This is a genomic window from Gillisella taibaishanensis, assembly GCF_001938985.1.
GTDB lineage: Bacteria > Pseudomonadota > Alphaproteobacteria > Rhizobiales > Rhizobiaceae > Allorhizobium > Allorhizobium taibaishanense.
In genome coordinates, this window is sequence record NZ_MKIN01000021.1 from 811,009 (window position 1) to 836,826 (window position 25,818).

General features: G+C 57.8%; 23 protein-coding genes. 8 read left to right on the forward strand and 15 right to left on the reverse strand.

What is annotated here, in order from left to right; translation table 11 throughout:
• Nucleotides 1-20 precede the first annotated feature (20 nt).
• Nucleotides 21-917 carry a LysR family transcriptional regulator gene (locus BJF91_RS10805; RefSeq protein WP_075614600.1) on the reverse strand — a complete coding sequence of 299 codons (897 nt, stop codon included), beginning with the start codon at nucleotides 915-917 and terminating at the stop codon, nucleotides 21-23.
• Nucleotides 918-1,043: 126 nt separating this feature from the next.
• Here BJF91_RS10805 and BJF91_RS10810 point away from each other — a divergent pair, with 126 nt between their 5' ends.
• The 4 genes from BJF91_RS10810 to BJF91_RS10825 all read left to right on the forward strand — a co-directional run bounded on the left by BJF91_RS10810 (nucleotide 1,044) and on the right by BJF91_RS10825 (nucleotide 3,664).
• Nucleotides 1,044-1,862: a DODA-type extradiol aromatic ring-opening family dioxygenase gene (locus tag BJF91_RS10810; protein ID WP_075614457.1), complete on the forward strand. Its 819-nt coding sequence runs from the start codon at nucleotides 1,044-1,046 to the stop codon at nucleotides 1,860-1,862.
• Between the two features lie 13 nt (nucleotides 1,863-1,875).
• Nucleotides 1,876-2,256 (forward strand): thioredoxin domain-containing protein, encoded by a 381-nt coding sequence (locus BJF91_RS10815; protein WP_075614458.1) that lies wholly within the window; start codon nucleotides 1,876-1,878, stop codon nucleotides 2,254-2,256.
• Between the two features lie 28 nt (nucleotides 2,257-2,284).
• Entirely contained in the window at nucleotides 2,285-2,689 is a 405-nt protein-coding gene (locus BJF91_RS10820) for a DoxX family protein (protein ID WP_075614459.1), read from the forward strand.
• Between the two features lie 72 nt (nucleotides 2,690-2,761).
• A complete protein-coding gene (locus BJF91_RS10825) occupies nucleotides 2,762-3,664 on the forward strand; it encodes an NADP-dependent oxidoreductase (RefSeq protein ID WP_075614460.1) in 903 nt (300 codons plus the stop codon).
• A gap of 122 nt (nucleotides 3,665-3,786) precedes the next feature.
• Here the strand turns inward: BJF91_RS10825 and BJF91_RS10830 are convergent, their stop codons facing one another.
• From BJF91_RS10830 to atzD, 6 genes are all read right to left on the reverse strand, one after another.
• Nucleotides 3,787-5,139, reverse strand: a complete 1,353-nt coding sequence (locus BJF91_RS10830) for an amidase (RefSeq protein ID WP_075614461.1) — start codon at nucleotides 5,137-5,139, stop codon at nucleotides 3,787-3,789.
• Nucleotides 5,140-5,160: 21 nt separating this feature from the next.
• Complete coding sequence (locus BJF91_RS10835; RefSeq protein ID WP_075614462.1) at nucleotides 5,161-6,063, reverse strand: ABC transporter permease; 903 nt, start codon at nucleotides 6,061-6,063, stop codon at nucleotides 5,161-5,163.
• Nucleotides 6,060-7,115 (reverse strand): ABC transporter permease, encoded by a 1,056-nt coding sequence (locus BJF91_RS10840; RefSeq protein WP_075614463.1) that lies wholly within the window; start codon nucleotides 7,113-7,115, stop codon nucleotides 6,060-6,062. Before BJF91_RS10840 ends, BJF91_RS10835 begins: the two co-directional genes overlap by 4 nt.
• Complete coding sequence (locus BJF91_RS10845) at nucleotides 7,112-8,599, reverse strand: ABC transporter ATP-binding protein (RefSeq protein WP_075614464.1); 1,488 nt, start codon at nucleotides 8,597-8,599, stop codon at nucleotides 7,112-7,114. The genes BJF91_RS10840 and BJF91_RS10845 overlap by 4 nt, the downstream gene beginning before the upstream one ends.
• Before the next feature lie 57 nt (nucleotides 8,600-8,656).
• Nucleotides 8,657-9,688: a BMP family protein gene (locus BJF91_RS10850; protein ID WP_083943257.1), complete on the reverse strand. Its 1,032-nt coding sequence runs from the start codon at nucleotides 9,686-9,688 to the stop codon at nucleotides 8,657-8,659.
• Between the two features lie 98 nt (nucleotides 9,689-9,786).
• Complete coding sequence (atzD, locus tag BJF91_RS10855) at nucleotides 9,787-10,875, reverse strand: cyanuric acid amidohydrolase (protein WP_075614466.1); 1,089 nt, start codon at nucleotides 10,873-10,875, stop codon at nucleotides 9,787-9,789.
• 118 nt (nucleotides 10,876-10,993) lie between these two features.
• Here atzD and BJF91_RS10860 point away from each other — a divergent pair, with 118 nt between their 5' ends.
• The 4 genes from BJF91_RS10860 to BJF91_RS10875 all read left to right on the forward strand — a co-directional run bounded on the left by BJF91_RS10860 (nucleotide 10,994) and on the right by BJF91_RS10875 (nucleotide 16,980).
• Complete coding sequence (locus BJF91_RS10860) at nucleotides 10,994-11,848, forward strand: IclR family transcriptional regulator (protein ID WP_083943258.1); 855 nt, start codon at nucleotides 10,994-10,996, stop codon at nucleotides 11,846-11,848.
• Between the two features lie 92 nt (nucleotides 11,849-11,940).
• Nucleotides 11,941-13,827 carry a sigma-54-dependent Fis family transcriptional regulator gene (locus tag BJF91_RS10865; protein ID WP_075614467.1) on the forward strand — a complete coding sequence of 629 codons (1,887 nt, stop codon included), beginning with the start codon at nucleotides 11,941-11,943 and terminating at the stop codon, nucleotides 13,825-13,827.
• A 162-nt stretch (nucleotides 13,828-13,989) separates the two neighbouring features.
• Nucleotides 13,990-15,063 carry a 2,3-butanediol dehydrogenase gene (locus BJF91_RS10870; RefSeq protein ID WP_075614468.1) on the forward strand — a complete coding sequence of 358 codons (1,074 nt, stop codon included), beginning with the start codon at nucleotides 13,990-13,992 and terminating at the stop codon, nucleotides 15,061-15,063.
• A gap of 114 nt (nucleotides 15,064-15,177) precedes the next feature.
• Nucleotides 15,178-16,980, forward strand: a complete 1,803-nt coding sequence (locus BJF91_RS10875) for an NAD(P)/FAD-dependent oxidoreductase (protein WP_075614602.1) — start codon at nucleotides 15,178-15,180, stop codon at nucleotides 16,978-16,980.
• 90 nt (nucleotides 16,981-17,070) lie between these two features.
• On the opposite strand, the gene BJF91_RS10880 is transcribed toward BJF91_RS10875, so the two are convergent.
• The 8 genes from BJF91_RS10880 to BJF91_RS10915 all read right to left on the reverse strand — a co-directional run bounded on the left by BJF91_RS10880 (nucleotide 17,071) and on the right by BJF91_RS10915 (nucleotide 25,631).
• On the reverse strand, nucleotides 17,071-17,826 hold the full coding sequence (locus BJF91_RS10880; protein WP_075614469.1) for a maleate cis-trans isomerase family protein: 756 nt from the start codon (nucleotides 17,824-17,826) through the stop codon (nucleotides 17,071-17,073).
• The gene (locus BJF91_RS10885; RefSeq protein ID WP_075614470.1) at nucleotides 17,819-19,249 is read right to left on the reverse strand and encodes an amidase; all 1,431 of its coding nucleotides are present in this window, start codon (nucleotides 19,247-19,249) and stop codon (nucleotides 17,819-17,821) included. The genes BJF91_RS10880 and BJF91_RS10885 overlap by 8 nt, the downstream gene beginning before the upstream one ends.
• Nucleotides 19,250-19,275: 26 nt before the next feature.
• Complete coding sequence (locus BJF91_RS10890) at nucleotides 19,276-20,040, reverse strand: aspartate/glutamate racemase family protein (protein ID WP_075614471.1); 765 nt, start codon at nucleotides 20,038-20,040, stop codon at nucleotides 19,276-19,278.
• On the reverse strand, nucleotides 20,037-21,053 hold the full coding sequence (locus tag BJF91_RS10895; protein ID WP_075614472.1) for an ABC transporter ATP-binding protein: 1,017 nt from the start codon (nucleotides 21,051-21,053) through the stop codon (nucleotides 20,037-20,039). Before BJF91_RS10895 ends, BJF91_RS10890 begins: the two co-directional genes overlap by 4 nt.
• Nucleotides 21,050-22,012: an ABC transporter ATP-binding protein gene (locus tag BJF91_RS10900; RefSeq protein WP_075614473.1), complete on the reverse strand. Its 963-nt coding sequence runs from the start codon at nucleotides 22,010-22,012 to the stop codon at nucleotides 21,050-21,052. The genes BJF91_RS10895 and BJF91_RS10900 overlap by 4 nt, the downstream gene beginning before the upstream one ends.
• Nucleotides 22,009-22,884, reverse strand: a complete 876-nt coding sequence (locus BJF91_RS10905; protein WP_075614474.1) for an ABC transporter permease — start codon at nucleotides 22,882-22,884, stop codon at nucleotides 22,009-22,011. The genes BJF91_RS10900 and BJF91_RS10905 overlap by 4 nt, the downstream gene beginning before the upstream one ends.
• Nucleotides 22,877-23,893 carry an ABC transporter permease gene (locus BJF91_RS10910; protein WP_075614603.1) on the reverse strand — a complete coding sequence of 339 codons (1,017 nt, stop codon included), beginning with the start codon at nucleotides 23,891-23,893 and terminating at the stop codon, nucleotides 22,877-22,879. Before BJF91_RS10910 ends, BJF91_RS10905 begins: the two co-directional genes overlap by 8 nt.
• Before the next feature lie 97 nt (nucleotides 23,894-23,990).
• On the reverse strand, nucleotides 23,991-25,631 hold the full coding sequence (locus tag BJF91_RS10915; protein WP_075614475.1) for an ABC transporter substrate-binding protein: 1,641 nt from the start codon (nucleotides 25,629-25,631) through the stop codon (nucleotides 23,991-23,993).
• Nucleotides 25,632-25,818: the final 187 nt, after the last annotated feature.

Sequence of the window (25,818 nt, forward strand, 5' to 3'; positions counted from 1 at the left end):
TACAAATGAGTCGCTTCAGATCAGTCGTTGCTTTTCGAGTTCGCGGAGATGAAGTCGATGAATGTACGCACCTTCGCGGAGAGGTAATTTCGGCTGCTATACACAGCGTAAAGTGTGGCGCTGACCCCCAGAGTGTCGGGCAGGACAGTTTCAAGCCGTCCTGCTTCGATATCCGGCTGCACCATCCATTTCGGCAGAAACACTAAACCCATGCCCTTCAGTGCAGCGAGGTGCAGAATTGTCTCATTCTCACTTTGCATCACAGTCCGGAATTTTACTGTTTCACGCCCGTTCGGGCTATCGAAAGTCATCCCTTCGCTCATGTTGACGCCACTATAGCGAAGGATTGCGTGACCGTTGAGGTCGGAGATCTTCGCCGGTAGCCCCGTTTGTTTCAGATAATCCGGTGACGCCATCAGGCAAAAATCCACTGGCATTATTGGCTTTGCCACTAAGCCGGGATCAAGTCGCTCGCGAGCCGTCGCTCGGAGTGCAAGATCAAAGCCTTCCTCTACAAGATTCACGATCCGGCCACTCAAATTGACGTCCAGACTCACGTCGGGATATCGGCGACTATATTCTGCCAACATACCGGTAAAACAGCTGGTAGCAGCCCAAACTGGCGCACTCAACTTAAGAACCCCGCGAGGAACAACGGCAACGTTGCTGATCGCTGCCTCGACCTCATCCAATCCTTCGAGCATCTGCCTCGTCTGGTTGAAGTAAAGCGCTCCAGTTTCCGTGAGACTGACGTGGCGGCTATTACGGTTGAGTAACCTGATGCCGAGGCGTTTCTCCAGATGGATAACGTGTTTGCTCACCATAGCTGGTGAGAGATTGAGACGGCCGCCGGCTGCGGTAAAGCTTTTAAGCTCCGCCACTGCGCAGAACACCCTCAGGCTCATCATCGTATCCATAATCATCAACATACGGGAAACATTCCATCAACACAAGACGGATTGATCAACCACAGGGATACGACGATTAATGGCGAGAACGATGACACCTGCCCGAGAACAGACTTGGGCAATAGGAAATTCAAAATGGCGAATACTAGGCTTCCAACGTATTTCATCAGCCATGGTGGTGGGCCATGGCCTTACATGACCGGCGACTTCCGCCGCAACTTCGATCAACTTGAGCAATCACTGCTCGACATGCGAGCCGAACTCAAAGAACGACCCACTGCAATTCTGGTGATCTCGGGCCATTGGGAAGAACGTCGTTTCGCGATTTCTTCCGGTGCACAACCTGGGATGATTTACGATTATCAGGGCTTTGCCAAACATCTCTATACTATCAAATATGGTGCACCAGGTTTGCCTGAATTGGCAAAACGTGTGCAGCAACTGCTTCATGCCCGCGGTATCGACGCGGATTTAGATCCAACGCGAGGCTTCGATCACGGTACGTTCAGCATCTTGAAGCCGCTTTATCCAGAAGAGAATATACCGGTCGTCCAAGTGTCTCTGGATGCGAGCTTCGATCCCGCCCTGCACTTTAACGCCGGTGAGGCGCTGTCGCCGCTGCGCGACGAGGGCGTCCTAATCATCGGAAGCGGCCTGAGCTACCATAATCTTGCGGCCATGCAGGACGTAAGGGGTCACGAGCCCTCACGGCAGTTCGATGCTTGGCTGCAACAGACGTTGGTGCATGCACCTCCTCAGGAGCGCGCCAAAAGATTGCTGGAATGGGAAAGTGCGCCCTGCGCGCGTGCAGCCCATCCACGTGAAGATCATCTTATTCCGCTTATGGTCGTTGCAGGCGCAGCCAAGGACGAACCCGGAGCTGTAACGTATCACCAAACCGATTTTGCCGGGGGTTTGACTGCGTCCAGCTTCCGTTTCGGCGAGATCAGATAGAAAAGGAAAACCAATGTCCGAACCCACATTTAAGCCGATCCTCTATCTAAAAGAAAATTGCCCTTTCTGCCTGAAAGTCCGGCTTTTCGTTCTCGAAGCGGGAATGATGTCGGATGTCGTAATTCGCGATTTCGTCGCTGACACTGCCGAAGAAAGCGCTATTCGTGCTGAGCTTTCGCCACATTTCGAAAAGGTGAGCTTCCCATCCGCACAGCTTGAGCCGGGTCTCTTCATCGCAGAGTCCGACGATATCGTCGCGTTTCTTGCAACCAAGGCCGGCCGCGATCCGGCAGGCATGACAGTCTACCGCAACTACACCGACGGCGTCTTCACCATGGCGATGAAGCTCTGGAAAGAAAACCAAGATCTCAAAAAATCGGCATCCGCCATCTGAGATCCAGTTCCAACCTCGGAGACATTCAATGCTGAATACCGAAATCTGGACGCCGCGGATTCTTGCCGTCCTACGTATCGTCGCGGCACTGCTGTTCATTGAACATGCGACAATGAAGTTCTTTCAATTTCCGGCAGCTATTCCAGGTGTGCCCTACCCTCTCGCGACCATCATGCTGGTTGCTGGTGCCATCGAACTCATCACCGGCGCCTTGATGGCTGTCGGCTTTTACACCCGTGCCGCAGCGTTCGTTGCTGCGGGCGAGATGGCGGCAGCCTACTTTATGGCGCACCTTTCGCAGAGCTTTTGGCCGGCCATCAATATGGGCGAGCCTGCGATCCTCTTTTGCTTCATCTTTCTTTATTTCTCCGTTGCGGGTGGTGGCGCCTGGTCGATCGATGGCATCCGGCGTCCCATAGCCGCAACCACCTGATATTCGAAATGCATCAACTCAGTGGTCGGCTAGTACTATCGCTAGCAAAGCCATTTGCTCTGGAGACTAACAATGAAAGCAGCACTTCTGAAAAACTACGGCGGCATCGAACAGTTCGAAATCGGCGACCTGCCCATGCCGGAACCCGAAGCCGGCGAGGTTCTGATCAAGATAGAAGCATCGGCGGTCAATCCCTTCGATCTCATCCTCCGTCAAGGTTTTATGGCTCAGTACATACCGCTGCCCTTGCCCGCAGTCCTTGGCGGTGACGCCGCGGGCACCATCGTGGAACTCGGCGCCGGCGTTAATGGCCTGACGGTCGGCGATAGGGTCGTTGCCGATTTTGTGGCGAACGGCAGAGGAGCCCATGCGGAGTTTGGAGTCGTTCCGGCGACCTCCGTTGCCAAACTACCGGCCGAGCTAAGCTTCGAGCATGGTGCTGCGCTGGTCAAAGCGGGGCTCACTGGGCGGCAAACTGTCGACGCATTGAACGTCAAGCGCGGCGACCGCGTGCTGATTTCAGGCGCCCTCGGTGCAGTTGGCCGCGCCGCAATTCAGTATTTGCAGGAGATTGGCGCTAAACCGGTAGCAGGCGTTCGTCCCCAACGGCTCGATGAGGCAAGCGCGTTAGCCGGCGAGGCACTCGATATCACACTGAAACCTGCCGTTGGCGATTTTGATTATGCGATCAGTGCTGCGGCTCCGGTCGCCGCCAACCTCATAAGCCACGTTCGTGACGGCGGCAAAGTCGCTAGCATTGTTGCTGTGCCGGAAGGGATAAATGACGGCAATCGAGTTACAATTAAGGAGCTTTATCATCAAACCGATGTCGCTACCCTTGATGCGGTGTTGCATGCCGCAGCAAATGGGCAGCTGATCATCCCGATCTCTCATACCCTCGCGCTGAAAGAGATCGGCTCCGCTCATGATTTAATTACCGCTGGCGTACAGGGTAAGATCGTACTTCGTCATTGAAGCTAATACTGCCACTCAAGAGTTCGCATATGCGAGCTCTTGAAAAGCAACAGAGAAGCTCGGCAACAAGTCCCGAGCCAAATGGTGGCCTCTGCGACTACAGTGCCTATTACCGCATCGGCTCATATTAAAAGTGTCTGCCGTTTCGCAAATGTCAGGACGGCATCATCTCCTCCGAACGGACCGACAAGCTGCGCCCCGATAGGCAGGCCATCTTTGGACACTGCCACCGGAAGACTGATGGCCGGAAGCCCGGTAATATTGACCCATCCGGTAAACACCGCGTGGTCTCTTGGCCCGGCGGGCTTTGCGTCAATCAGGTCGGGATAGGCCTGTTCCGCTGGCCAAGGCAGGGCCGCGGCGCTGGGGGTGAGGATGAAATCATAGTCCAGGAAGAGCTTTGTCATCGCCGCACGCAGCTCAGAGACACCCTCCAGTGCCTCGATGTAGTCCGCGCCTCGGATTGTGCGCCCATCTTCGGCCATGGCTTGAACCGATGCCCCGCCGAGTGAGGCAAGAGCAGGATAGTGCCGCATGAGATAGGCAACGCCCGAACGAGATATGATGCGCCAGATGCGGTTTGCGAGATCAAGGTCGAAAATACAGTCGCCTTGCACAACATCCGCCCCTTCCCGTGCGAGATGTTGCGCAAATAGGTTGATGGCATAGGTGACTTCGGGGTCAACCGGGCTGTCGCCAAATTGCGGGATATAAAGAATGCGCGGGGTCTCCAGACGTGGAGGCACATATTCAGAAAAGCAAGAACGGCGATCCATGGGATGCGCGCCTTTAAGAACGCCATCGAGAAGAATGGCATCGCTGACCGTGCGTGTTGCGGTTCCGATCACCTCAAAATCCAGGAGGATGGCGGGGAAGCCGGATCCTCGTGCAATACGCCCGGTCGATGGCTTCCAGCCGACAAGACCGGTATGGCATGCCGGGCGACGAATCGAGCCGCCGCCATCTGTGCCGATGGCCGCAGGCACCAGTCCTGCCGCAACGCCAGCCACCGCGCCGCCAGACGAGCCACCGGGAGTGAGCCGCGTGTCGATAGGGTTACGGGTGACACCAAAAAGGTCATTGCCCGTATAACCCTCAAGCGTCAGTTCAGGCACATTGGTCTTGCCGATCAACACGGCCCCCGCATCCCGCAGCCGCGCGACCGGCAATTCGTCATGGTCTGGAGTGAAATCCTTCAATGCGCGGCTGCCCCAGGTGGCGGGTACGCCCTTCATCAGAAGATTGTCCTTAATCGACAGCGGAATGCCTTCCATCATCGATCTCGCTTCGCCGCGTTCAAAGCGTCTATCACTCTCACGGGCAGCACTTTCGGCCCCTTGGTGATCGATTGCGACAAAGCTGTTGAGGTTACCATCCAGTCTTTCGATGCGTTCCAGGCAGCGATGAAGCAGCGCCTGCGCAGTCATGGCCCCGCTACGCAACGCCTTCGCCAGCGCGCCAATATCCTCCAGCATGGGGTGTTTCCTTTCATGAAATCAAAGGGGCTTGCCAATGGAGGCCGGCAATTTGCTGGAGCGTCCAAGGCCCGCAAGCACGGCCAATGCGATGACATAGGGTGCCATCTGCATGACATAGGAACTGACGGGCACGCTCATGGACTGGAGCCGAAGCTCGAATGCTTCCGCTGCTCCAAACACAAGGCAGGCAACGGCGGCCCCCCAAGGTTTCCAACGTCCGACGATCAGTGAGGCAAGGGCCAGATAGCCGCGCCCTCCGGTCATTCCATCGGTAAACGTGCCAACCTGCTGCAGTGACAAAACCGCACCCCCGAGGCCAGCAATGGCACCGCATCCGATGACAGCAAGAATGCGGATTTTCAGCGGATCGCTGCCAGCGGCAAAGACCGCTTCCGGATTTTCGCCCGTCGCGCAAAGCATAAGACCAGCCTGTGTCCGGGAGAGAAAGAAGGAAAGCATCGCGCAGCCGATCAGCGCCAGATAGGTCAGAGGCGGCTGGATAAACAGCAGCGGCCCGACAATTGGTATCTGCGACAGAAAGGGGATGGTCCAAGGTGCCAATGGTTCGAGATGGATGGCAATCGGACTGCCGCTGCCGGAGAGAATGCGCATCATATAGGTCGTCAGACCAAGCGCCAGAATGTTGCATGTCAGGCCCGTCACCATGTTGTCTGCACGGTATCGGACGGTCACGCTGGCGACGAGCGTCGCCATCAACCCGCCGCCGACGGCAGCAAAGATCATTCCCACAGCGGAAAAACCGGTGAGCCATGTGCCAATGACCCCGGCAAAGGCACCGGTCAGCATCATTCCTTCCAGTCCCACAGCAAAGACGCCAGCGCGTTCGGACAGAATTCCGCCAAGAGCCGCAAAGATCAGCGGCGTGGCGATGCGGATGGCGGCGGCGAGAAAATCGATCATGTTCGGCGCACCGTTGCGGCTAGAATGAAGAGAATGGTCGCGGCTTCAATGACCGTGACCAGCGATGAGGGCACGCCAATCTGCCTCTGCATGGCAAGCGCGCCCGTTTCGAGGAAGCCAATGAAGAGTGCGGCGGGAATCGTCAGCGCCGGTTCCAGCGCACCCAGCAAAGCAACCGTCACAGCCTTGAAGCCAAAGCCGTTGGAAAAACCTTCGATCAGACGGTGTTGCAGCCCGAGAATTTCCACGCCGCCGCCGAGACCGGCCATGGCACCCGCGCCCAGCATGAGTTGCCAGGTGATCGCGGCAATCGAGAACCCGGCATAGGCAGCAGCGGGTCTCGAACGACCGGCCACGCGCACGCCGAAGCCAAAACTCGTCTTCCACAGCAGGAAAGAAACAAAGGCCGCCACGATGATCGCAAGGATGATGCCAATGTGAAAATCAAACGCCGGAATACGCGGCAACCAGACGGATCGCGGCATCAGCGGCGATTGCAAAAAGCCCGCTCCCGGCTGGCCAAGTGCGCTGGACAGCAAAAATTGAACCAGCAGCAATGCAACGAAGTTGAGGAGCAACGTTGCCAGCACCTCATGCACACGACGGGAAAGATGAATGGCCGTGGCAAGCCCAGCCCATAAAGCACCCGCCAAAGCGGCGGCGATCAGAGCTGCTATCGCAGCAACGGCACCGGGCGTGCCCGGCCAGGTAAGGATTGTCGCTGTTGCGCCAATTCCACCCATGGCGATCTGACCATCAGACCCCATGTTGATAACGCCAGCACGAAAGCACAGCGCAAGGCCTGCGCCCGCGAACAGATAGGGTGACGTGCGATTGAGCGCCACGCCAATCTGGTGAGGTGAGCCGAAAGCGCCAGCCAGCATGGCTGCGAAAGCGTCAAGCGGGTTTTTCTGCGCAAGCAAAATAAGAACAGCGGCGACAACGAGCGAGAGCGAAATGGCAAGAAGAATGCGCGGCAGAAGACCATCTTTGCGCAAGCGCAGCGAAAAACGCTGAGACACGTCAGCTGGGGTCTGGGCAAGATTGCTCATGCGGCGCGCTCCGACATCCACAATCCGATCTGCGGCATATCGACTTCATTGCGCGTGACAAGACCCGCCAGCCGTCCACCTGCCAGAACCGCGACCCGATCGCCAACCGCCAGAACCTCCTCCAGCTCGGAGGAGATGTAGATCACAGCAGAGCCCGCATCCCGCAAAGCGATGATCCGCTCAAGCACAAAGCGGGTTGCGCCGGGATCGAGACCCCAAGTTGGCTGATGCGCCACAAGCACCGCAGGCTGACGCGCAAGCTCACGCGCAATCACGATCTTCTGCTGATTTCCGCCGGAAAGACTGCCCGCCTTGGTCAAAGGCGAAGCTGCGCGAATATCGAACTGGCTCATCAACGTTTCGGCCCTGCGGCGCGCAAACCCCATGGTCAACAGGCCTCGTAGGCTGTAGGGCGGACGTTGGATATCCCGCAGCATGAGGTTTTCCATAATCGTCATGCTCTTGACGAGCGCCGTCATTGAGCGGTCGGCTGGCATATAGGCCAGACCTGCTTTGGTTCGGTTTGCGGGTGTGGCATGGGTGATATCTCTCGCGTCGAGACTGATCGTGCCCGCGTCTGCACGGCGCAATCCCGCCAGGGTTTCCGCCAGTTCCAGCTGTCCGTTGCCGTCCACGCCTGCGATAGCCAAAATTTCGCCGCCGCGCACATCAAGGTCGAGCGGACCAATACCCTTGCCAGCCAATTGGCGCATCCCAATGCGCACGGCACCTTTTTCAGGTGCTTTCATCACATAGGGGGTCGTCACATCGCGGCCCACCATCATCTCGGCGAGTTGCGCCTTATCAGCGCCGGAAACAACTGCCTTACCCGAGACTTTGCCCGCCCGCAAAACGACAACCTTGTCACAGGCCTCAATAACCTCGGGCATCTTGTGGGTGATGAAAATAATGCCTTTGCCTTCGCTGCGCAGACGCTTGAGAACCACGAGAAGATCGCGAACCTCGGCGGGTGCGAGGTTGGAGGTCGGCTCGTCGAGAATAAGCAGCTCCGCATTGCGCAGCACGGCTTTCAGGATTTCGACACGTTGCCGTCGCCCCAGCGGTAAATCGGCCACCCGCGTCTCTGGGTCGAGATCGAGGCCCAGCCTGCGGCTGGTTTCGCGGATCTTCTCGGCGATCACATGGCGCTTCAAAAGCTTGCCTGCTTCCGGCCAGCCAAGCATGATGTTTTCCAAAACCGTCATCGCTTCAACCAGCATGAAGTGCTGATGAATCATGGCAATTCCAACAGCCATCGCCTCACCCGGTCGATGGCCGGAGAGTTCGCGGCCCCGGAACACAATGCCACCACCGTCGGCTTCAACCATGCCGAACAGCACTTTCATCAGCGTGCTTTTGCCCGAGCCGTTTTCGCCCAACAGGCCAACGATCTCGCCCGCAAAGACATCCAGATCGATGCCGTCATTGGCACGCAAGGCCCCATAGACCTTCACCATGCCGCGCATTTCCAAAAGAGCCGCCATCGAATTCCTCGATTACAAAGGTGGAAGCGCGAACGAGATCGCGCCTCCGCTCCAGCATCAGCTGCCGCTACGGGCATCTTTATCGGTCGGTGCGACCTTTAACTTGCCGGAGGCAAAATCTGCCGCCATCGCGTCGACGTCTTTGGCGACCGCCTCAGAAACGGCCGGTCCAAAGGCTTTGTCTGCGCTGTATTTCAGCGATGCGCCGGTGGTCTTGCCGCTGTCATAGCCATATTGCACAAAACTGCCGAAGAGCTTGCCCGCCTTGACCTGATCGGCGGTGCTGCCAATCATCGAGGGCCAATCTTCCACGATGTTCGTCAAGACGAGTTCGGGTGCAATGGCCGTCTGGTCAAACCCACGACCGGTCACATAGACCTTCTTCTCCTTGGCAGCCTGCACGAGGCCTGCCTCGGCGGCGTTCAGCTTGCCGGTCAGCACGTCTGCACCATTGCCGATAAGCGAGAAGGCCGCTTCCTTGGCCTGTGCGGCATCCTCCATATCCTTGATGTAGAGGATGGTAACCTCAGCGCCGGCCTTGGTGGCGCAAAGTCTGAATGCGCCAGCCTGTGCCGTGATATTCGGCACGCCCTGCAAGCCGTAAATGCCGCCAACCTTGTGGGTTTTACTCATTTTTGCGGCCAGCAGGCCCAATTGGCAGCCGAACTGCGCGTTGTTGTAATCAATGGACATGACATTCGGCTCTGCGCCTTCATTGCCGCTAACTGCAATAAACTGCGTCTTTGGAAAATCGGGTGCGACCTGCTGCATGGCCGAAACGAACCGACCCGAGTGACCGAGCACGATGTTATAGCCCTGATTGGCATAGTCGCGAACGGCTTCCGCCTCGTCGGCATCGGCGACATTTTCTGTATAGGCCGTCTTGAAGCCATGCGGTTCCAGACTTTTAACGATGGAATAGCCAAGCGCATTCCAGCTCTGATCGTTTGCGCTGCCCGGAAGCAGAATGGCGGCCTTGTCCTCAGCATGGGCGGATGCAGCGCCCAAAGCACCGGCAAAGCCGGCCGAGAACATGAGTATAGCGGTCGCCGCCGACAGCCGCCGGCGACGGGAAATCATTCTAGTCATGGCGATAAACCCTCTGTTGGTTCTTGTTTTTTGCTTTATGGCTCCGGCATTGGCATCAACGCCCAACCTGCCGGATGGCAGGGCGCTTGGGAGGAAAATTAAACCTGCACGATGGCTGCGATGGGAGCCTCGCCCGGCTTGCACTGATGCTCGGTTCCACCGGATACAAAAATTTTGGCATCACCGGTAATGGAGGTGATGACTGCGCCCAATGCGGCGCGCGCATGGCGCTCATAATGGATATCGGCGTCAGAAAGCATGGTCGTGCGCGAGCCACGCAACATGCCACCAACCGGGGCTTCGGCCTTGGCAAAAATGGCCTTTACCCGATCAAGAGCAACCGCTGGATCTGCATCATCACCCACGGCGTTGGCAATGGCAGCACGCACCGCATCGCCATCAACAACATCCTTCAACACCGCATGACCAATCCTCAAATCGCCGCCCGCTTTTGAGGAGTTGCCGAACAGAAGAATTTCACAATTGCGCAATTCGCCACCCGCAGACGTGTTGGCCACAGACGAGTAAAGATCCATCCGCTTTGCGATGGCGTCGTCACTTAAGTCGGCTTCATCCACTTCGCCCAGTGCGACCGCCACGCCCAGCGCTGTCGCGCCACGTGCATAGGGCTTTGAACCGTTCGGATCATTCGTCACGAGCTTCGCGCCGCGACTTTCAGCATCCGTAACCAGAGCCGGTGTGAGAAGCGGACCCTTGACCTGAACATAATGCACGTCACGCGGATCATCGATTCCCGCCTCTTCAAGCGCGATGCGAACCGCAGCGGCGACCTCGCGAACCTCTGCCATGGTGCCCACTTCTTCAGGCAGAAAATCCCGCGTCATTGCGATACCGATCGCAAGACGTTTTCCAGTCGCTGGCTCCGCTTCCGATCGCGTAAAAACCGTCGTGTGGGGGCTCAACACCCCTTCCGTGCCACCAGACCAGACAAAGGCGATGCGCTTGGCAACCGCATCTGGCGACAGATCAAGATAGGGTGCAAGAAGCAGCGACAACGACTGCGTTGCAAAGCCACGCGTAAAGTCATTCGCGCCGCCATTGCCCTCTGTCTTGCCAATCATGGCGACGATTTCATGCGGTTTGATGCTGCCTTCCTCAATTTGCCGCTTGAGATCCGAAACGTCACCCGGATTGCCCATCTTGACCTTGTGTACACCAACGCGCATCTGCCGCTCCTCGCTAATTGCCTATATCTTATGCGAGGCTAAATCCTGTGCAAGTTGATTGGAATAAATTTCACGATGTGGAATGATGCTCTGAGCAATCAGCGTATCACGACATAGAATGGCGGAAATTATTATGGAAAAGCAGTGCGTTAAAGAAAGCGGTAGCGTCCAGTCCATTCATCGTGCGCTGAGCATCCTAGAGCGCCTAAGCGCGTCCGATGAAGGACTGACGCTGAAGGAAGTGGCCGCTCAAGTATCCCTGCCACCTTCCAGTGCGCATCGCATTCTCACGACATTACAGCGCCAGCGTTTCGTCCGCTTCGATCAGGCGACCATGTGCTGGAGTATCGGTGTGCAAGCTTTTCTCGTCGGCAATGCATTCTCGAGATCGCGTGACATGGTGGCGCTCTCTATTCCATTCATGCGACGCCTGATGCTGGCCAGCGGCGAAACCGTGAACTTCTTCATGCTCGACGGATCGGAAGTGGTTTGCATGGCACAGGTACAAAGTCAGCAGATGGTGCGCGCCATATCGAGGCCTGGTGGGGGAGCGGAGATGCATCGGTCTGCCGCAGGAAAAATGATCCTCGCGCATATGAGCGATGAGGAAGTGGCGGCCATTATCACGAGGAAGGGAATGGCGCGCTATACGGACCACACAATTACCACCCAGGAGGCCTTGATCCAGGAACTCGCGCGAATCCGCGAGCGTGGATTTTCGGTCGACAACGAAGAATTTTTCACGGGCCTACGGTGTATTGCCGCGCCAATTTATGACGAAACCGGAAGCGTATATGCGGCCGTCTCCATAGCGGGCCCGACCAGCCGGATTACGGAAGCCCGCACCCAAGCCATGGGCGAATTGGTAGAGATTTGCGCCAGAAGCATAACCTCTGAATTCGGCGGGTCGCCAACAGCGTCAAAATCCCGTCCCGGTCATTCGCTCCACTATCCCACCGCTAGACTGTCGTGAGAGAGCTTCGGAAGCATTAGGTGCTCGCGGCGTTTAGCGCTATGATCTCGCCATAGATCACAGGAGGCGGTTCTTAATGAGCCGGTGATTTTATGGGATTTGCGGATCACATTAAGGAAATCGAACGCGTCGGGCAGGGAAGCAATACGGGCCGCGACGCGCTTGTCGTCGAATCCTGGCGCAGGTGTCTCGAGACCTATCAACTCGATCCGGCAGAGGCGCGCGAGGCGGTGATCGTATCGCAGGCACGCCTGCGTGAACATCGCCAGCAAGCGGAAGACCTAGTACACATCGCCCGATCTGGACTGGAGCGGCTCTATCGGCAGGTGGCCGAACAGAATTATGTCCTTCTCCTTTCCGACCAGCAGGGTGTTACCGTCGAATTCCTCGGCGATCCCTCATTTAACAACAATCTACGGAAAGCCGGACTCTATCTGGGCTCGGATTGGTCCGAGCCTCGGGCCGGCACTTGCGCCGTTGGCGCTTGCCTCGCCACCGGAGAGCCGCTGACAATTCATCAGACCGATCATTTCGATATTACGCATACCCCGCTTTCTTGCACTGCTGCGCCAATCTACGACACGCAGGGTGCATTGGTCGCTGTGCTCGACATCTCGCTTTTAAGCTCGCCCATCTTGAAGGCGAGCCAAAACATGGCACGTCATCTCGTGTCCTCGACAGTCCGGCGTATCGAGCTTGCCAATCTCATGGCAAATAGTCGGCACGACCTCGTGTTGCGCTTCGCTGGTGCGCCAGAATTCCTCGACGTTGATCCGGAAGCCGCAATTTCCGTCGATGGTGCGGGCCTCATTACCGGCATGACCCATGGCGGTGCACGGCTCCTAGCAGCCTCCCGTGGCATCGACTGGCGACAGCCGGAGCGTGTCATCGGCCAACCGGTTACCGACTTTTTTGAAGCCGATCTCGATGAACTGGCCTCTTTGACCCGTGCCAGCCTTCCGCAGGACCGAAGGATTGCCGTGCGCGATGGATCCGTTCTTTTTGCCCATGCGATCGAACCGCAACAGCGTGTAGTCGCAGTGCCGCTCGTCCGGTCTGTTCAGCCAGAGTCCGCGATAAGCCGGCTCGGCGGCAGCGTTGACGCCATTGATAATCTTCGCCGTAAAGTCGCCAAGCTGGCACCGAGCGCATTGCCGATCCTGCTTCAGGGGGAAACCGGGACAGGCAAGGAATATCTGGCCCGTATCATCCACGAGGTGAGCGGGGTGTCGGGCCGCTTCGTTGCAGTCAATTGCGCGGCGATCCCTGAACAGCTGATCGAAAGTGAATTGTTCGGCTATGTGCCCGGAGCTTTTACGGGCGCCCTCGCCAAGGGGCGAAAAGGGTTGGTCGAGGAAGCGGCGGGAGGCACGTTATTCCTCGACGAAATCGGCGACATGCCATACGCCGCGCAAAGCCGGCTGCTGCGAGTTCTCGCCGAAGGCGAAGTCCTGCCGGTTGGCGGCTCGGTGGCGCGTAAGCTGGAATTCCGCGTCGTATCCGCCTCGCATCGACCCTTGGGGGACATGGTAGCAGCTGGATCGTTTCGGCAAGACCTCTTTTATAGATTGAATGCTGCAACGCTATCCCTGCCGCGGCTCTGCCAGCGCGGCGACCTCCCCTGGCTCATCGACCGGTTGCTCGAAAAGCATGCCGCGCCAGGGCGCGCCCTCCGGCTGTCGCCTGCCGCGCGTGTTCTGATCCTGAACCATTCCTGGCCCGGCAATATCCGCGAGCTGGACAATGCAATCGCCTTTGCCGCAGCGCTCTGCGAAAGCTGTCTGATCGAGATCGCCGACCTTCCAGAACATCTGGCCGGCAGCTCACCGGATACTGGCGATGACCACCCTGAAGCCGCGCTCCGAGCCGTGCTAAGCGCCTGCCATGGTAATATTTCCGAGGCGGCGCGCCGGCTCGGCATTGATCGCACCACAATGCATCGACGGATGCGACGCCTCGGCATTGGCAGGCCGCACTAAGCGCTGGACTGCGGCAGCCGCCACACCTGTTGCGCTACGGATGTGGCGTGGCAGAACCCGCACCGCCTGAAAAACCCTGTAATTGCGCAGGTTTTCCCAGCGGCCGCTGCTGGCATGGGCCTTGCTCTTCTCTTGACATCGAGAGCAGCCAAGGGAGGAAACATGCGCGCGCTCAGATTTCATGCGGCCAAGGACTTGCGCCTGGACGATATTGCCGAGCCGAAGCGGCCGGGGCCCGGGCAAGTCCTGGTGCGCAATCGCTTCGTCGGAATTTGCGGCACGGATCTTCATGAATACAGCTATGGCCCGATCTTCATTCCGACAGAGCCGCACCCCTTTACCGGCGCGCACGGACCGCAGGTTCTTGGTCATGAGTTTGGCGGCATCGTCGAGGCTGTTGGAGAAGGCGTGACATCTGTTGTTCCAGGCGACCGCGTCTCAATCCAACCCCTCGTCATGCCGAGATCCGGTGACTATTTCGCCGATCGCGGTCTATTCCACCTAAGTCCGCAACTGGCGCTGGTCGGCCTGAGCTGGGATGGTGGCGGCATGGCCGAAGCAGCCCTGGTCAACGACTACAATGTTCAGAAGATCCCGAACGGAATGACCGATGAAGAGGCCGCCCTGGTCGAGCCTACAGCGGTGGCCGTCTATGCCTGCGATCGCGGTGGCGTAACGGCTGGCAGCAGCGTACTGGTGACCGGCGCCGGTCCCATTGGCATGCTGACATTGCTTGCCGCGCGTGCTGCCGGCGCCACCCAGCTGTTTGTCTCCGACCCGAACGACGCCAGACTCGCTCTTGCCAAAGGCGTGCTGCCTGACGTCATCCCGATCAATCCACAGCGCGACAACGTGGGCGACATCGTCCGTTCGCAGACGGAAGGTCAGGTCGGTTGCGACGTCGCCATCGAATGCGTCGGCAACCAACATGCGCTGAAGGCCTGCCTCGATGCCGTTCGCAAGCAGGGCGTCGTGGTCCAGACCGGCCTGCATCCGCATGAAAATCCGATCGACTGGTTCCAGGTAACGTTCCGGGATCTCGAAATAAGAGGATCCTGGGCCTACCCGACCCATTACTGGCCGCGCGTCATCAGGCTGATCGCCTCGGGTCTACTGCCGGCCACGAAGATCGTCACGAAGCGCGTTACCCTCGACACCGCTGTTCGAGAAGGATTCGACGTACTGCTCGATCCGGCCGGTGCCCACCTCAAGATCCTGATCGATCTTTCGAAATAGCGTCTTGGCCAATGCCTGTTGCGGGAGATGAGCCCGACTGGGCAGTGACCGCTTCGAAAGCGCCTGGAGGGGCGCTTCATCATCGATGAAACAAGCACTATGGAGGAGAAGACCATGCTTGATATCAGTCCGGCCACAAAAATAGACACGGTTCTGTCGAAACTCGGCAGAGCGCTTGAGAGCGGCAATATCGACGCTGCCGTCAACCTGTTCCAGACGGATTGCTATTGGCGCGATCTGGTGACACTCACCTGGAACCTGAAGACCCTCGAAGGGCACGAACAGATCAGAGAGATGCTGACGAGCCAGCTCGCCGCCATCAAGCCATCGAATTTCGTTCAGGATGCGAAAGAGACGGCCAACGAAGCTGGAGGAATAACCGAAGGCTGGTTCGAATTCGAGACGGGTGTGGCGCGTGGTTACGGCCATATCCGCCTCAAGGACGGGCTGATCTGGACCCTTTTGACCACTATGTCGGAATTGAAGGGCCATGAAGAGCGAAAAGGTCTTCGCCGCCCGATGGGGGCGGAGCATGGCCATGATCGCAACCGCGTGACCTGGAAAGAAAAGCTTGAGACAGAGGCCAGGGAGCTCGGCTATTCGGTGCAGCCGTATGTCGTGATCATCGGCGGCGGTCAGGGGGGAATTGCCCTTGGCGCACGCCTTCGCCAGCTGGGTGTGCCGACAATCATCATCGAGAAGAACGAGCGCCCCGGCGACAGCTGGCGCAAGCGCTACAAGTCGCTCTGCCTGCACGATCCCGTCTGGTACGATCATTTGCCGTATATTCCCTTTCCTGAAAACTGGCCTGTTTTCACCCCCAAGGACAAGGTCGGCGACTGGCTGGAAATGTACACCAAGGTCATGGAGTTGAACTATTGGAGTTCCACGACCTGCAAGTCGGCGCAATTCGATGAAGCAACTGGCGAATGGACTGTTCGTGTCGACCGCGCTGGCAAAGAGGTCGTGCTGAAGCCAAAGCAGCTGGTCCTGGCGACAGGCATGTCGGGCAAAGCCAATGTGCCAAAATTTCCCGGCCAGGATGTGTTCAAGGGCGAACAACAGCACTCCTCACGGCATCCTGGGCCTGACGCCTATGCAGGCAAACGAGTGGCGGTGATTGGCTCCAACAATTCCGCCCACGATATCTCAGCGGCGCTATGGGAAGCCGGCGCCGATGTTACGATGGTGCAGCGTTCATCCACCCATATCGTAAAGTCGGATTCGCTGATGGAGATCGGTCTCGGCGACCTTTACTCGGAACGGGCGGTTCAGGGCGGCATGACCACTCGCAAGGCTGACCTGATCTTCGCCTCATTGCCTTACCGGATCATGCATGAGTTCCAGATCCCGATTTACGACAGGATTCGGGAACAGGACGCAGATTTCTACAAAGCGCTTGAGAAGGCAGGCTTCATGCTGGATTTCGGCGATGATGAGTCCGGCCTGTTCATGAAATATCTGCGGCGCGGGTCGGGCTATTACATCGATGTCGGCGCCTGTGATCTGGTGATCGACGGCTCGATCAAGCTTAAATCCGGCGTGGACGTCTCGCATTTGACTGAAACCTCAGTGGTCCTGAAGGATGGCACAGAGCTACCGGCAGATCTCGTAGTCTATGCCACCGGCTATGGCTCCATGAACGGCTGGGCGGCCGACCTCATTTCGCGCGAGGTCGCTGACAAGGTCGGCAAATGCTGGGGCCTCGGCTCCAATACCACCAAGGATCCCGGTCCTTGGGAAGGCGAACAGCGTAACATGTGGAAGCCGACACAACAGGATGCGCTGTGGTTCCATGGCGGCAACCTGCATCAGTCCCGCCATTATTCGCAATATCTTTCACTGCAGCTAAAAGCCCGCCACGCGGGCATCGACACGCCAGTCTATGGCATGACCAAACCGCATCACCTTTCATAAAATCCATGAGGAGCGCTGGCTACGCTAGCGCTCCTTATACCTTGTAGGCCGGATTGCTCTCACCTCACCGCGTCAGGTTTTTCGAGCCCGTCATACAGGCGAAAACATTCGCCCAAAGCCCGACACTTTCCCAAGGTCATAACCAGTCAGGGACATGGCGCCATGAATCGCCGTGGCAACAGTGTCGTGGATTGCCAATCCATACGTCCTTTCCAATGAGTCGACGAGTGGCGCGCCCGCGAGATTGGTGCAGAAGACCGCGATGGCATCCGGCTGCGAAAGAGCAAGGGAGGCAATCATCTCGGCAATTGCGTCCGGGGGCACTTGGCTGAAGCTGAAATTATCCCGCAGCCCCTGATGTCGTTCGCAGATGACCTCGACTCCTTCGTTGGCAAAGGATTTTACGATCGCTGCCTGAACATCAGAGGTATAGGGCGTCGCAAGGCCAATTCGCGTCTCCTTTCTCTGCCGCATGATATCAAATAGCGCCAGCACCGACGTCGATGCCTTGATGCCGGCCACTTCCGTAATGCGTTCGCAGAGCCTGCGGTCGCAATCGAGACCCATCCAACCAGCACTGGTACCATTCCAGACGATGACATCCACTTTGGCATCCGCAAGAAGTTCAGCCGCCGTCAACATGGGGCGATCGTCGAACTGGCTCAATGCAGCGGCATCCAAGCCGATTGCCGTTACCTTGAACCTTGAAAAATGCGCAGTGACGTCAGGGAGATCCTTGATCATCTTCATGGTAACCGGCTCGAGGACGGTATTGGAGGAAGGGGTGAGCATTCCGATGCGAAGCGAGGTCACGGGCGTTTCCTGAAGGTGATATGAGTCAAGCATGAATGGGTGGGCGGCCAAGCTTAGGAAGAACGGCCTCGAATGCAGTTGCGGCAGACAAGACGCTTGCGTCGCCGAGATGCGCACCAACGATCTGCAACCCGATGGGAAGCCCACCGACCAGACCGCATGGCACGCTGGCTGCCGGCTGCCCTGTCAGGTTGAAGGGTGACGTGAACGGACACCATTCATGCGGGGCAATGGCTTTGCCGTCGATTGTGGAGGGACCGTCTTGATCCTTTGCAAAAGCGGTGACCGAAAGCGTTGGTGTGAGGATGAAATCGTAGTGGGCCATGATCCCGGCGATATCGTCGGCAAAGGCCTTTCGTGCGGTAATCGCGTCGGTCGCGTCCTCGAATGGCCGCTTTTCGGCCAGCAGAGCGGTCACGGCCGGTGACACTGGCACAGGCTTTTGGGCGAGCAGTTTCCGCATACCGGTCAGGTCCGTTTCCAGCGCCACCAGAGCACGGAATGTGGCGTGAACGTCGATGGCGGGCGGTGCACCCACTGTCAGATCGAGACCACAGGCCTCCGTTACGAGCGCGACAGCCTTATCGGTCGCATCCTTCAAGCCCTGCTCGATCGGCTGGTCATGCCATGTCGGCCAGTAGAGAACCTTTGCACCGCGCCGCAGAGGGGCAATGTCTGTCCAGGATACGTCCACACATGGGATCGACCAGCGATCCCGCGGATCGGGCCCGGCGATGACCGACAGCATAAGCGCGGCGTCCGCGACATCGCGCGCAATCGGGCCTATATGCTCGATTGACTCCCAGCCCGACACGCCAGGAAGCGATATGTCGCGGCACCCTGGCCATAGAGGAACCCGTCCCATTGCAGCCTTGACGCCGACCAGCCCCGAAAGGGCTGCGGGAAGGCGAACCGAACCGCCGCCATCGCTGCCGATGGCTATTGGACAGACGCCTGCTGCAACCGCTGCTGCAGAACCGGCACTTGAGCCACCCGGCGAGCGGTCGCTCTGCCACGGATTGCCGGTGGCTGGAAACACGAGATTGTTGCCGTGGGCCCCGAAGCCGAATTCGGAAACGTTGGTCTTGCCGAGGATAATCGCATCGGCCGCCTTCAGCCGCTCAACCACAATATCGTCAGTATCCGGAATGTAATCTGCATAAAGATTGGAACCGAATGTCGTCCTCAGGCCCTTCGTCAGCACTAGATCCTTAATGGCAACGGGTACACCGGCCAAAGGGCCGACAGTCTCTCCTCTAGCAATTCGGCCATCCAGCGCATCCGCCGCTACATAGGCTTCTTCGCGAGCAAGCGTCGCAAATGCGTGGAGGATTGGCTCCACCTTATCGAGCGCGGCAAAGGCCGCATCTAGAACGGCTCTCGCTGACACTTTACCGGACGAAACCTGCTGCGCGATGACACGGGCTGGCATTGTCGGATATTCGTCGATGAGCATGAATGCCTCCTGGGAAATGTTTTGGTTTATGATTGCGTGGCGCCCGGCTTGGACATCAGAAGCTTTTCGAGCGCTGGCGACAGGCCGAGAGAGGGTTTCGGATCCGGTCTGCGAAATGTGCCGGCGGAGGCCTTCTTCGGATTAAGCGCGGCAAGGAGTTCTGCCTGCTTGACGGCAGCGACCACCGATTCCACGACCGGGACAGGAATGCGTTCTCGGACCCGTGTGGCAAGACCGGCGAGCGGCGCTCCGGCAAGAATGATAACGTCGGCCCCATCTTCTTCTACGGCCGCCAATGCAAGCTCCACGAGATGGTCCTCTTTCTCATCCTGAACGGTGTTCAGCGAGGCAAACCTTCCATCAAGCAGCCGAATGCTGGCGAGCCTGTCCAGCAGGCCATGCATAGCGACGCAATCGCGAAACCATGGTCCGAGCGCACGTGAAAATGAGACAATGGAGAAGCGTTGGCCTAGCATACAGGCACTCAGCATGGCGGCTTCCGCCAGTCCAATCACCGGAACCGGCATCAACTCGCGTGCTCCGCCGAGGCCGGGATCACCGAATGCTGCCAGGATCGCGACATCGAAACTACCCTCTTTTTCGGCGAGGACCGCCAGCACGATGCCGGACGCAATGGCGGCTTCCGCTCTGGTTGCAATATAGGGAACGCCGCGTGGGGCCGTGACATGGAGAAGCTCGGAACCGGGTGAAAGCGATGGCCGCGCCACGCGAACCAGAAGGTCGGTCACATCGTTGGATGTATTCGGATTGAACAGCAGGATGCGTGTCATGACATCCGTGCTCCCGCTTGCGCTGACGTTCGGAGCGCCACATCATCGGCTCGATGGCATGCCACCAGCCCACCGTCGTCACGAGCGGTCAGGAGCGGCATCGTTTGGCTACAGATAGTTATCTCAGCGGGGCAGCGACCAGCGAAGCGACAGGCGCTCTGATTGGGATCGATAGGACTTGATGCTGAGCCTTCAAGCTTTATTCGTGCGGTGTTCTTACGCGCCGGATCCGGGATCGCATCGATAAGTGCACGGGTATAGGGATGTCGAGGATCATAAAACACAGAATTCGAAGGCCCGAATTCAACAATCCTTCCCAGATACATCACAGCGATCTGGTCGCAAAGCAGGCGCACGACATTGAGGTCGTGCGAGACGAACAGGTAGCTCATGTTGCGCTGTTTCTGCAGCTTGGCAAGCAGGTGCAGGATCAGAGATTGCACCGAGACATCGAGCGCCGAGGTTGGCTCGTCAAGCACGAGCAGTTTTGGCTTTACCGCAATGGCCCGGGCAATTCCTACGCGCGCCTTTTGCCCTCCCGACAGGTGATGCGGATAGCGGGTGCCATATTCTCGCGGCAGACCAACATCATCCAGGGCTGCAAATACCATCTCTGCTATATCCTTGCTCGTTCCACCCAGAAGGCGCTTGAGTGGATCGGCGATGGACTGGAAGACGGTAAAGCCGGGATTGAGGCTTTCGGTCGGATCCTGAAAGACGACCTGGATATCGCGCCTCAGGGGCGATCCGCCGAAAGACCGGGCAGGCATGCTCGCGATGTCCGCACCAGAAAGTGTGATCTTTCCCTCGGTTGGATCGACCAGACGTGCCAGTACACGAGCAAGGGTTGATTTTCCGCACCCGGATTCACCGACCAGGCCAACGCATTCGCCTTCGCCAATGGTGAGGTCAACGTCATCGACGGCGTAGAGACGTTTGCGGCGCATCGTGCCGACGGGATAATGTTTTGAAAGGCCACGGACCTCAATCAAGGGAGTTTTTACGACGGTCATAGCGGATGCCTGCATCGCACGGAATGATCATTGCCCAACGGTGCGAGTGCGATGGCACCTGTTTCGCAATCTGGCTCACGCAGATTGCAGCGATGGAAAAACCGGCAGGGAGGCAATTCGCCCCTGAGGTCGGGAAGATTGCCAGGGATCGAAGCGAGATCCTGGAGTTCCGTTCGCGCAGTCGGCGTGGCGGCGAACAGTCCACGTGTATAAGGATGGGCAAAACGTGCCTGCAAGGCGTCCGCCGGTGCGGACTCCACCATATGACCGGCATGCATCACGATGATCCGGTCGCAATATTCGCCGGCCAGTGCGAGATCGTGGGTGATCAGGATCGATGACATCCTGGTTTCCCGCACCAGATCACGCATCAGGTCCATAACGACCGCCTGAGTTGTGACATCAAGGCCTGTCGTTGGCTCGTCTGCAATCAGAAGGGCGGGCGAACAGGACAGCGCCATGGCGATCATCACGCGCTGGCACATTCCACCGGAGAGTTCGAATGGATAGGCGTGGTATCGTCTTTCAGGGTCGGGAATGCGAACTTTTGCCAGCGCGGCAATTGCTGCTGCCTTGGCATTCGACCTTGTGACGGGGCCGTGCCGCCTCAACACATCCTCGATCTGCTTACCGACTTTCATGATCGGATTGAGTGCGGTGCGTGGGCTCTGGAAAATCATGGACAGCTCTCGCCCACGAATGGAAGCAAGCGGCGATCTTGTGCCGACCAGGTCGATGCCACCGAATTCAATGGCATCAGCCTTGATGTCAGCGGTCTCATCGAGAAGTCCCATCAGCGCGTAGGAGAGGACCGATTTTCCCGATCCGCTTTCGCCAACAATGCCTAGCACCTCGCCCTTGCCGAGAGAAAAGCTGACGTCGTCGAGAACTCTGACGATGCCCGAGCGCGTGCGGAAGCTCACGCTCAGGTTCTTGACGGAGAGAAGCGGTACGCTCATGTGCGCCTCCTGGGATCGGTGATGTCTCTGAGACCGTCACCGATCAGGTTGAAGCAGAAGACGGTGGTGACGAGTGCGGCTCCCGGGAAGACAAAGGTCCACCATTCGCCAGAGAAAATGTAAGATGCCCCTTCCGAGACCATGATCCCCCATTCCGGTGTCGGCGGACGCACGCCGAGGCCAATGAAGGACAGACCCGCGGCATTGAGGATGGCCCAACCGAGGTTGAGAGATCCCTGAACCATCATCGTCGGCAGGATGTTGGGAACGACATGGAAGGTTAGCAGCCGGAATGAGCGGTTTCCGCCCATGCGGGCTGCCTCGACGAAGGTCATATCGCGTCGGACATTCACTTCGCTGCGGGCAAAGCGCGAGTAAAACGGCAGGTTGATGATCGCAGTCGCCAGCACGATATTCTCGACGCTGTTGCCCAGTGCGGCGACGATCCCCATCGCCAGCACGAAGAGCGGAAATGCCATGATCGTATCCATGACGCGGCCGATGATAGCATCGGTCCAGCCACCGAAGTAACCGGCAATTGCACCGGTCGCCGTTCCCGTGACGAAAGAGAGAGCAACGGCGCCGATGGCCATTCCGATATCCAGGCGGGTGGCAATAGCGACCCGGCTCATGATGTCGCGGCCAAGCGCGTCGGTGCCGAAAAGATGGGCCCAGCTTGGGGATTTCAGCGCTGCCGATGTATCTACCGCCAAGGGGTCGTAGGGAATGATCCAGGGCGCGAGCAGCGACAACGCCACGAAGAGCAACAGGATGATGGCCGCTGACAGCGTCAGCTTGTTTTCCGCCGCCATGTGGCCGGCATCGCGCCAGAAGGTGCTGGTATTAGATGTTCTGGAGACCGTCTCAGCCATCGTAGCGTACCCTCGGATCGATTGCGGCGGCGGCGAGGTCGACCACAAGATTGAGCAGGATGTAGAGGATCGCCATCATCAGGACGAAGCCCTGGACTGCGGCATAGTCAGATGAAATGACTGCATTCACGGCATATGCACCGATGCCCGGCCAGGCGAACACCTGCTCGACGAGAACATTGGCGCCGAGCAGGAATGAAAACACCATGCCTAGGATATTGATGACGGGAAGCATGGCATTGCGCAGACCATAGCCATAGACCACTCTGGTGCGCGAAAGGCCCATGGCGCGGGCGGTGCGGCAGTAGTCGCTGGAAAGCGACGCCAGCATTGACGCACGGGCAATGCGCGCGATGGGTGCCAACGCGAAGAGGCCGAGCGAGACCGACGGCAGGATTAACTGGGCGCACGATGCCCAGAAGGCAGAGATGTCGCCGGCAAGCAGGGTATCGATGAGATAGAGACCGGTAATCGTCGGCGGTACGGTGAAATAGGTATCATTCAGACGACCGAGCGGTTCGGGCGAGACACCGAGTTTGAAGTAGAAGACATAAACCAGGCCCAGTGAGACGAAGAACGTTGGGAAGGCCGCCCCAACCGATACGACGATGCGACAGAGGTGATCGCTCGCTTTGCCGGGTTGCGTCGCAGCGGCTATACCGAGCGGAAGCCCGATCAGCATTGCGAATACGAGCGCGCAAAGCGTCAGTTCGATCGACGCGGGAAGCCTCGTGACCAAATCCTGAAACACTGGCTGGCCGCTCGATAGCGATGTTCCTAGATCCGCATGCAAAAGTCTGTTGGCATAGTCGCCGAACTGAAGCCATAAAGGCTTGTCCAGACCAAGCGCCTTGCGGATCTGGGCAATGCTCTGCGGAGTGGCCGAAGAACCGGCGTAGTAAGAGGCCGGATCGCCCGGCAATGCGCGCGCAAGCACAAAGGTGACGACAACGACGCCGATGATACTCGGAACTGCGGTCGCAATTCGTTTTGCAAAACTGAGGATGATCTTCAAGGGCTCAATCTCCGTACATTCGATCCGGGCGTCTGGTCGATCTGGAGTTCGTGTTGGAGAGCCGAAATGGTTTCGGCTCTCCAATCGCGTTCTACTCTTTCGAGATTGACCGCAGGTCGAGATGCGTGTGGAACCAGTAGACATAGCCCTTCACGTTCTTCTGCATGGCGATATCAGAATAGAGGTGGGCAACGGGTACGCGCGGGACATCGTCCATGGCGATGCCATTCATCTTGGTGATGATTGCGTCATAGGTCCTGGGATCGCTCTCGAACCGTGCCTGTTCTATCAGCTTGTCCAATTCCGGATTCGAATAGTTGGCGGTGTTGAACACGCTGTTGTTCTTGCCGTCGTAAGTCCAGAAGTAGAAATATTCCGGGTAATCAAGCCAGCCGTAGAAGTAGTTGATATCCATCGGCATGCTCTTCGATCCCATCTTGGCGAACCACTCGGAACCGGGCACTTTATGAATTTCGATGCTGATACCGATTTTCTTGAGCTGCTCCTGAATCAGCAGCGCCATCGGCTCCTGCACAGTGGTCTGGCTCATATCGATGTAGAGGTCGGTCTTAAACCCGTCTCCATAGCCAGCATCCTTTAGCAGCGCCTTCGCTTTGCTGAGGTCTGTGTTGTATTTCGACGCGACGGGCCATTTAGGTGGATAAGGCGTCGCGGGATCCGCGCCAAAGAGCGGCTCGCCACGCTCATAGAGCGCCTGTTTCATGATGCTGTCATAGGGTAGCGCGTAGGCAATTGCCTGACGCACGCGCTTGTCGTCGAAAGGCTTCATCGTAACGTTGAGGTCGACGTTGAACTGTTCGTTCTGCATCAGCGTGCCGATGACGTTGACCTTTCCGGCAGCCGCCAGCTCGGCATAATCCTTCGGGGGCAGGCCGACGGACACGTCGACATCGCCCTTTTCCAGCAAGGCGCGGCGCGTGCCCGGGGAAGCGATCTCGCGCAGAACGACGCGCTTGAGGGCGGGCATGGGCCCGGACTTCCAATTGTCGAACCGGTCAAAGACGATCCGGTCGCCGCTTTTCCAGCTACCAACCTTGAACGGGCCGCCGCCAGCGTCATTGAGCGAGGTCCATTTGAGCGCCCAGGGATCCTCCGTCGTCGCATGCTTCAAAGCGAGTGTCTTGTTGACCACATAGGGGACGGGGACGGCGAGGTCGGGGAGCGTCAGCTTGTCTGCTGCTGGCAGGGTTATCTTGAACGTGTGAGCATCAACGGCGGTGAATTGCTTGGGATCCGTCAGCGACCCCGCCGCCATCTGCACTGTTGGGAACCCACCGACCGAGACGGCGCGATCGAACGACCATTTAACATCCTCGGCCGTTACCGGAGAGCCGTCGTGGAAGGTCGCATCTTCCCGCAGGTGAAATAGCAGCGTCTTGCCGCCGTCGAGGATTTCCCAGCTCTTTGCAAGTTCAGGCTCTATCTTGGTGGCATCATACATCACCTTTCCGTCGGGAAGGGTCTTCGTGCCATGGGTAATCAAACGATCGTAGAGTTGCCAAGAGGTCATCTGGCTGAATTCGTTTGCGGCAGGTGCCATGGCATCGAGCGAGTTCGGACCATGTTCGGCAACCTCGATCAGCACGTCCTTCGGGGTCTCGGCATGGGCGTTGGATTGGAACAGGCCAAACGACAGGGTCGCGGCAAGCCATAGACATGTATGTGAGCGATATACAGAAAAGCGAGAACGCTTAAATTTGCTGCTGGCCATGATGCTTACCTTCCGCAAGTGTGACAGATAAACTTTGCACTGCAAGCATTATGCCAATTTCTAAATTGTTGTTTATATTATATATATTTACAAAGTGCATTATTTATGCAATTAGTTCGATGCACTGAATGCGGTCGGATTGATGGATTTTTAGGCGCACGAGACACTTGCCTAGCCGCGTGCAGGT

Excerpts from the sequence above, each read along its gene's own strand:
- BJF91_RS10895 (WP_075614472.1), bottom strand. The coding sequence starts at position 21,053 with ATGACCGTCGTAAAAACTCCCTTGATTGAGGTCCGTGGCCTTTCAAAA.
- BJF91_RS10890 (WP_075614471.1), bottom strand. The coding sequence starts at position 20,040 with ATGACACGCATCCTGCTGTTCAATCCGAATACATCCAACGATGTGACC.
- BJF91_RS10850 (WP_083943257.1), bottom strand. The coding sequence starts at position 9,688 with ATGACTAGAATGATTTCCCGTCGCCGGCGGCTGTCGGCGGCGACCGCT.
- BJF91_RS10860 (WP_083943258.1), top strand. The coding sequence starts at position 10,994 with ATGGCGGAAATTATTATGGAAAAGCAGTGCGTTAAAGAAAGCGGTAGC.
- BJF91_RS10840 (WP_075614463.1), bottom strand. The coding sequence starts at position 7,115 with ATGAGCAATCTTGCCCAGACCCCAGCTGACGTGTCTCAGCGTTTTTCG.
- BJF91_RS10810 (WP_075614457.1), top strand. The coding sequence starts at position 1,044 with ATGGCGAATACTAGGCTTCCAACGTATTTCATCAGCCATGGTGGTGGG.
- atzD (WP_075614466.1), bottom strand. The coding sequence starts at position 10,875 with ATGCGCGTTGGTGTACACAAGGTCAAGATGGGCAATCCGGGTGACGTT.
- BJF91_RS10900 (WP_075614473.1), bottom strand. The coding sequence starts at position 22,012 with ATGAGCGTACCGCTTCTCTCCGTCAAGAACCTGAGCGTGAGCTTCCGC.
- BJF91_RS10820 (WP_075614459.1), top strand. The coding sequence starts at position 2,285 with ATGCTGAATACCGAAATCTGGACGCCGCGGATTCTTGCCGTCCTACGT.
- BJF91_RS10835 (WP_075614462.1), bottom strand. The coding sequence starts at position 6,063 with ATGATCGATTTTCTCGCCGCCGCCATCCGCATCGCCACGCCGCTGATC.
- BJF91_RS10830 (WP_075614461.1), bottom strand. The coding sequence starts at position 5,139 with ATGCTGGAGGATATTGGCGCGCTGGCGAAGGCGTTGCGTAGCGGGGCC.
- BJF91_RS10815 (WP_075614458.1), top strand. The coding sequence starts at position 1,876 with ATGTCCGAACCCACATTTAAGCCGATCCTCTATCTAAAAGAAAATTGC.
- BJF91_RS10880 (WP_075614469.1), bottom strand. The coding sequence starts at position 17,826 with ATGCTTGACTCATATCACCTTCAGGAAACGCCCGTGACCTCGCTTCGC.
- BJF91_RS10870 (WP_075614468.1), top strand. The coding sequence starts at position 13,990 with ATGCGCGCGCTCAGATTTCATGCGGCCAAGGACTTGCGCCTGGACGAT.
- BJF91_RS10825 (WP_075614460.1), top strand. The coding sequence starts at position 2,762 with ATGAAAGCAGCACTTCTGAAAAACTACGGCGGCATCGAACAGTTCGAA.
- BJF91_RS10845 (WP_075614464.1), bottom strand. The coding sequence starts at position 8,599 with ATGGCGGCTCTTTTGGAAATGCGCGGCATGGTGAAGGTCTATGGGGCC.
- BJF91_RS10915 (WP_075614475.1), bottom strand. The coding sequence starts at position 25,631 with ATGGCCAGCAGCAAATTTAAGCGTTCTCGCTTTTCTGTATATCGCTCA.
- BJF91_RS10885 (WP_075614470.1), bottom strand. The coding sequence starts at position 19,249 with ATGCTCATCGACGAATATCCGACAATGCCAGCCCGTGTCATCGCGCAG.
- BJF91_RS10875 (WP_075614602.1), top strand. The coding sequence starts at position 15,178 with ATGCTTGATATCAGTCCGGCCACAAAAATAGACACGGTTCTGTCGAAA.
- BJF91_RS10865 (WP_075614467.1), top strand. The coding sequence starts at position 11,941 with ATGGGATTTGCGGATCACATTAAGGAAATCGAACGCGTCGGGCAGGGA.
- BJF91_RS10905 (WP_075614474.1), bottom strand. The coding sequence starts at position 22,884 with ATGGCTGAGACGGTCTCCAGAACATCTAATACCAGCACCTTCTGGCGC.
- BJF91_RS10805 (WP_075614600.1), bottom strand. The coding sequence starts at position 917 with ATGGATACGATGATGAGCCTGAGGGTGTTCTGCGCAGTGGCGGAGCTT.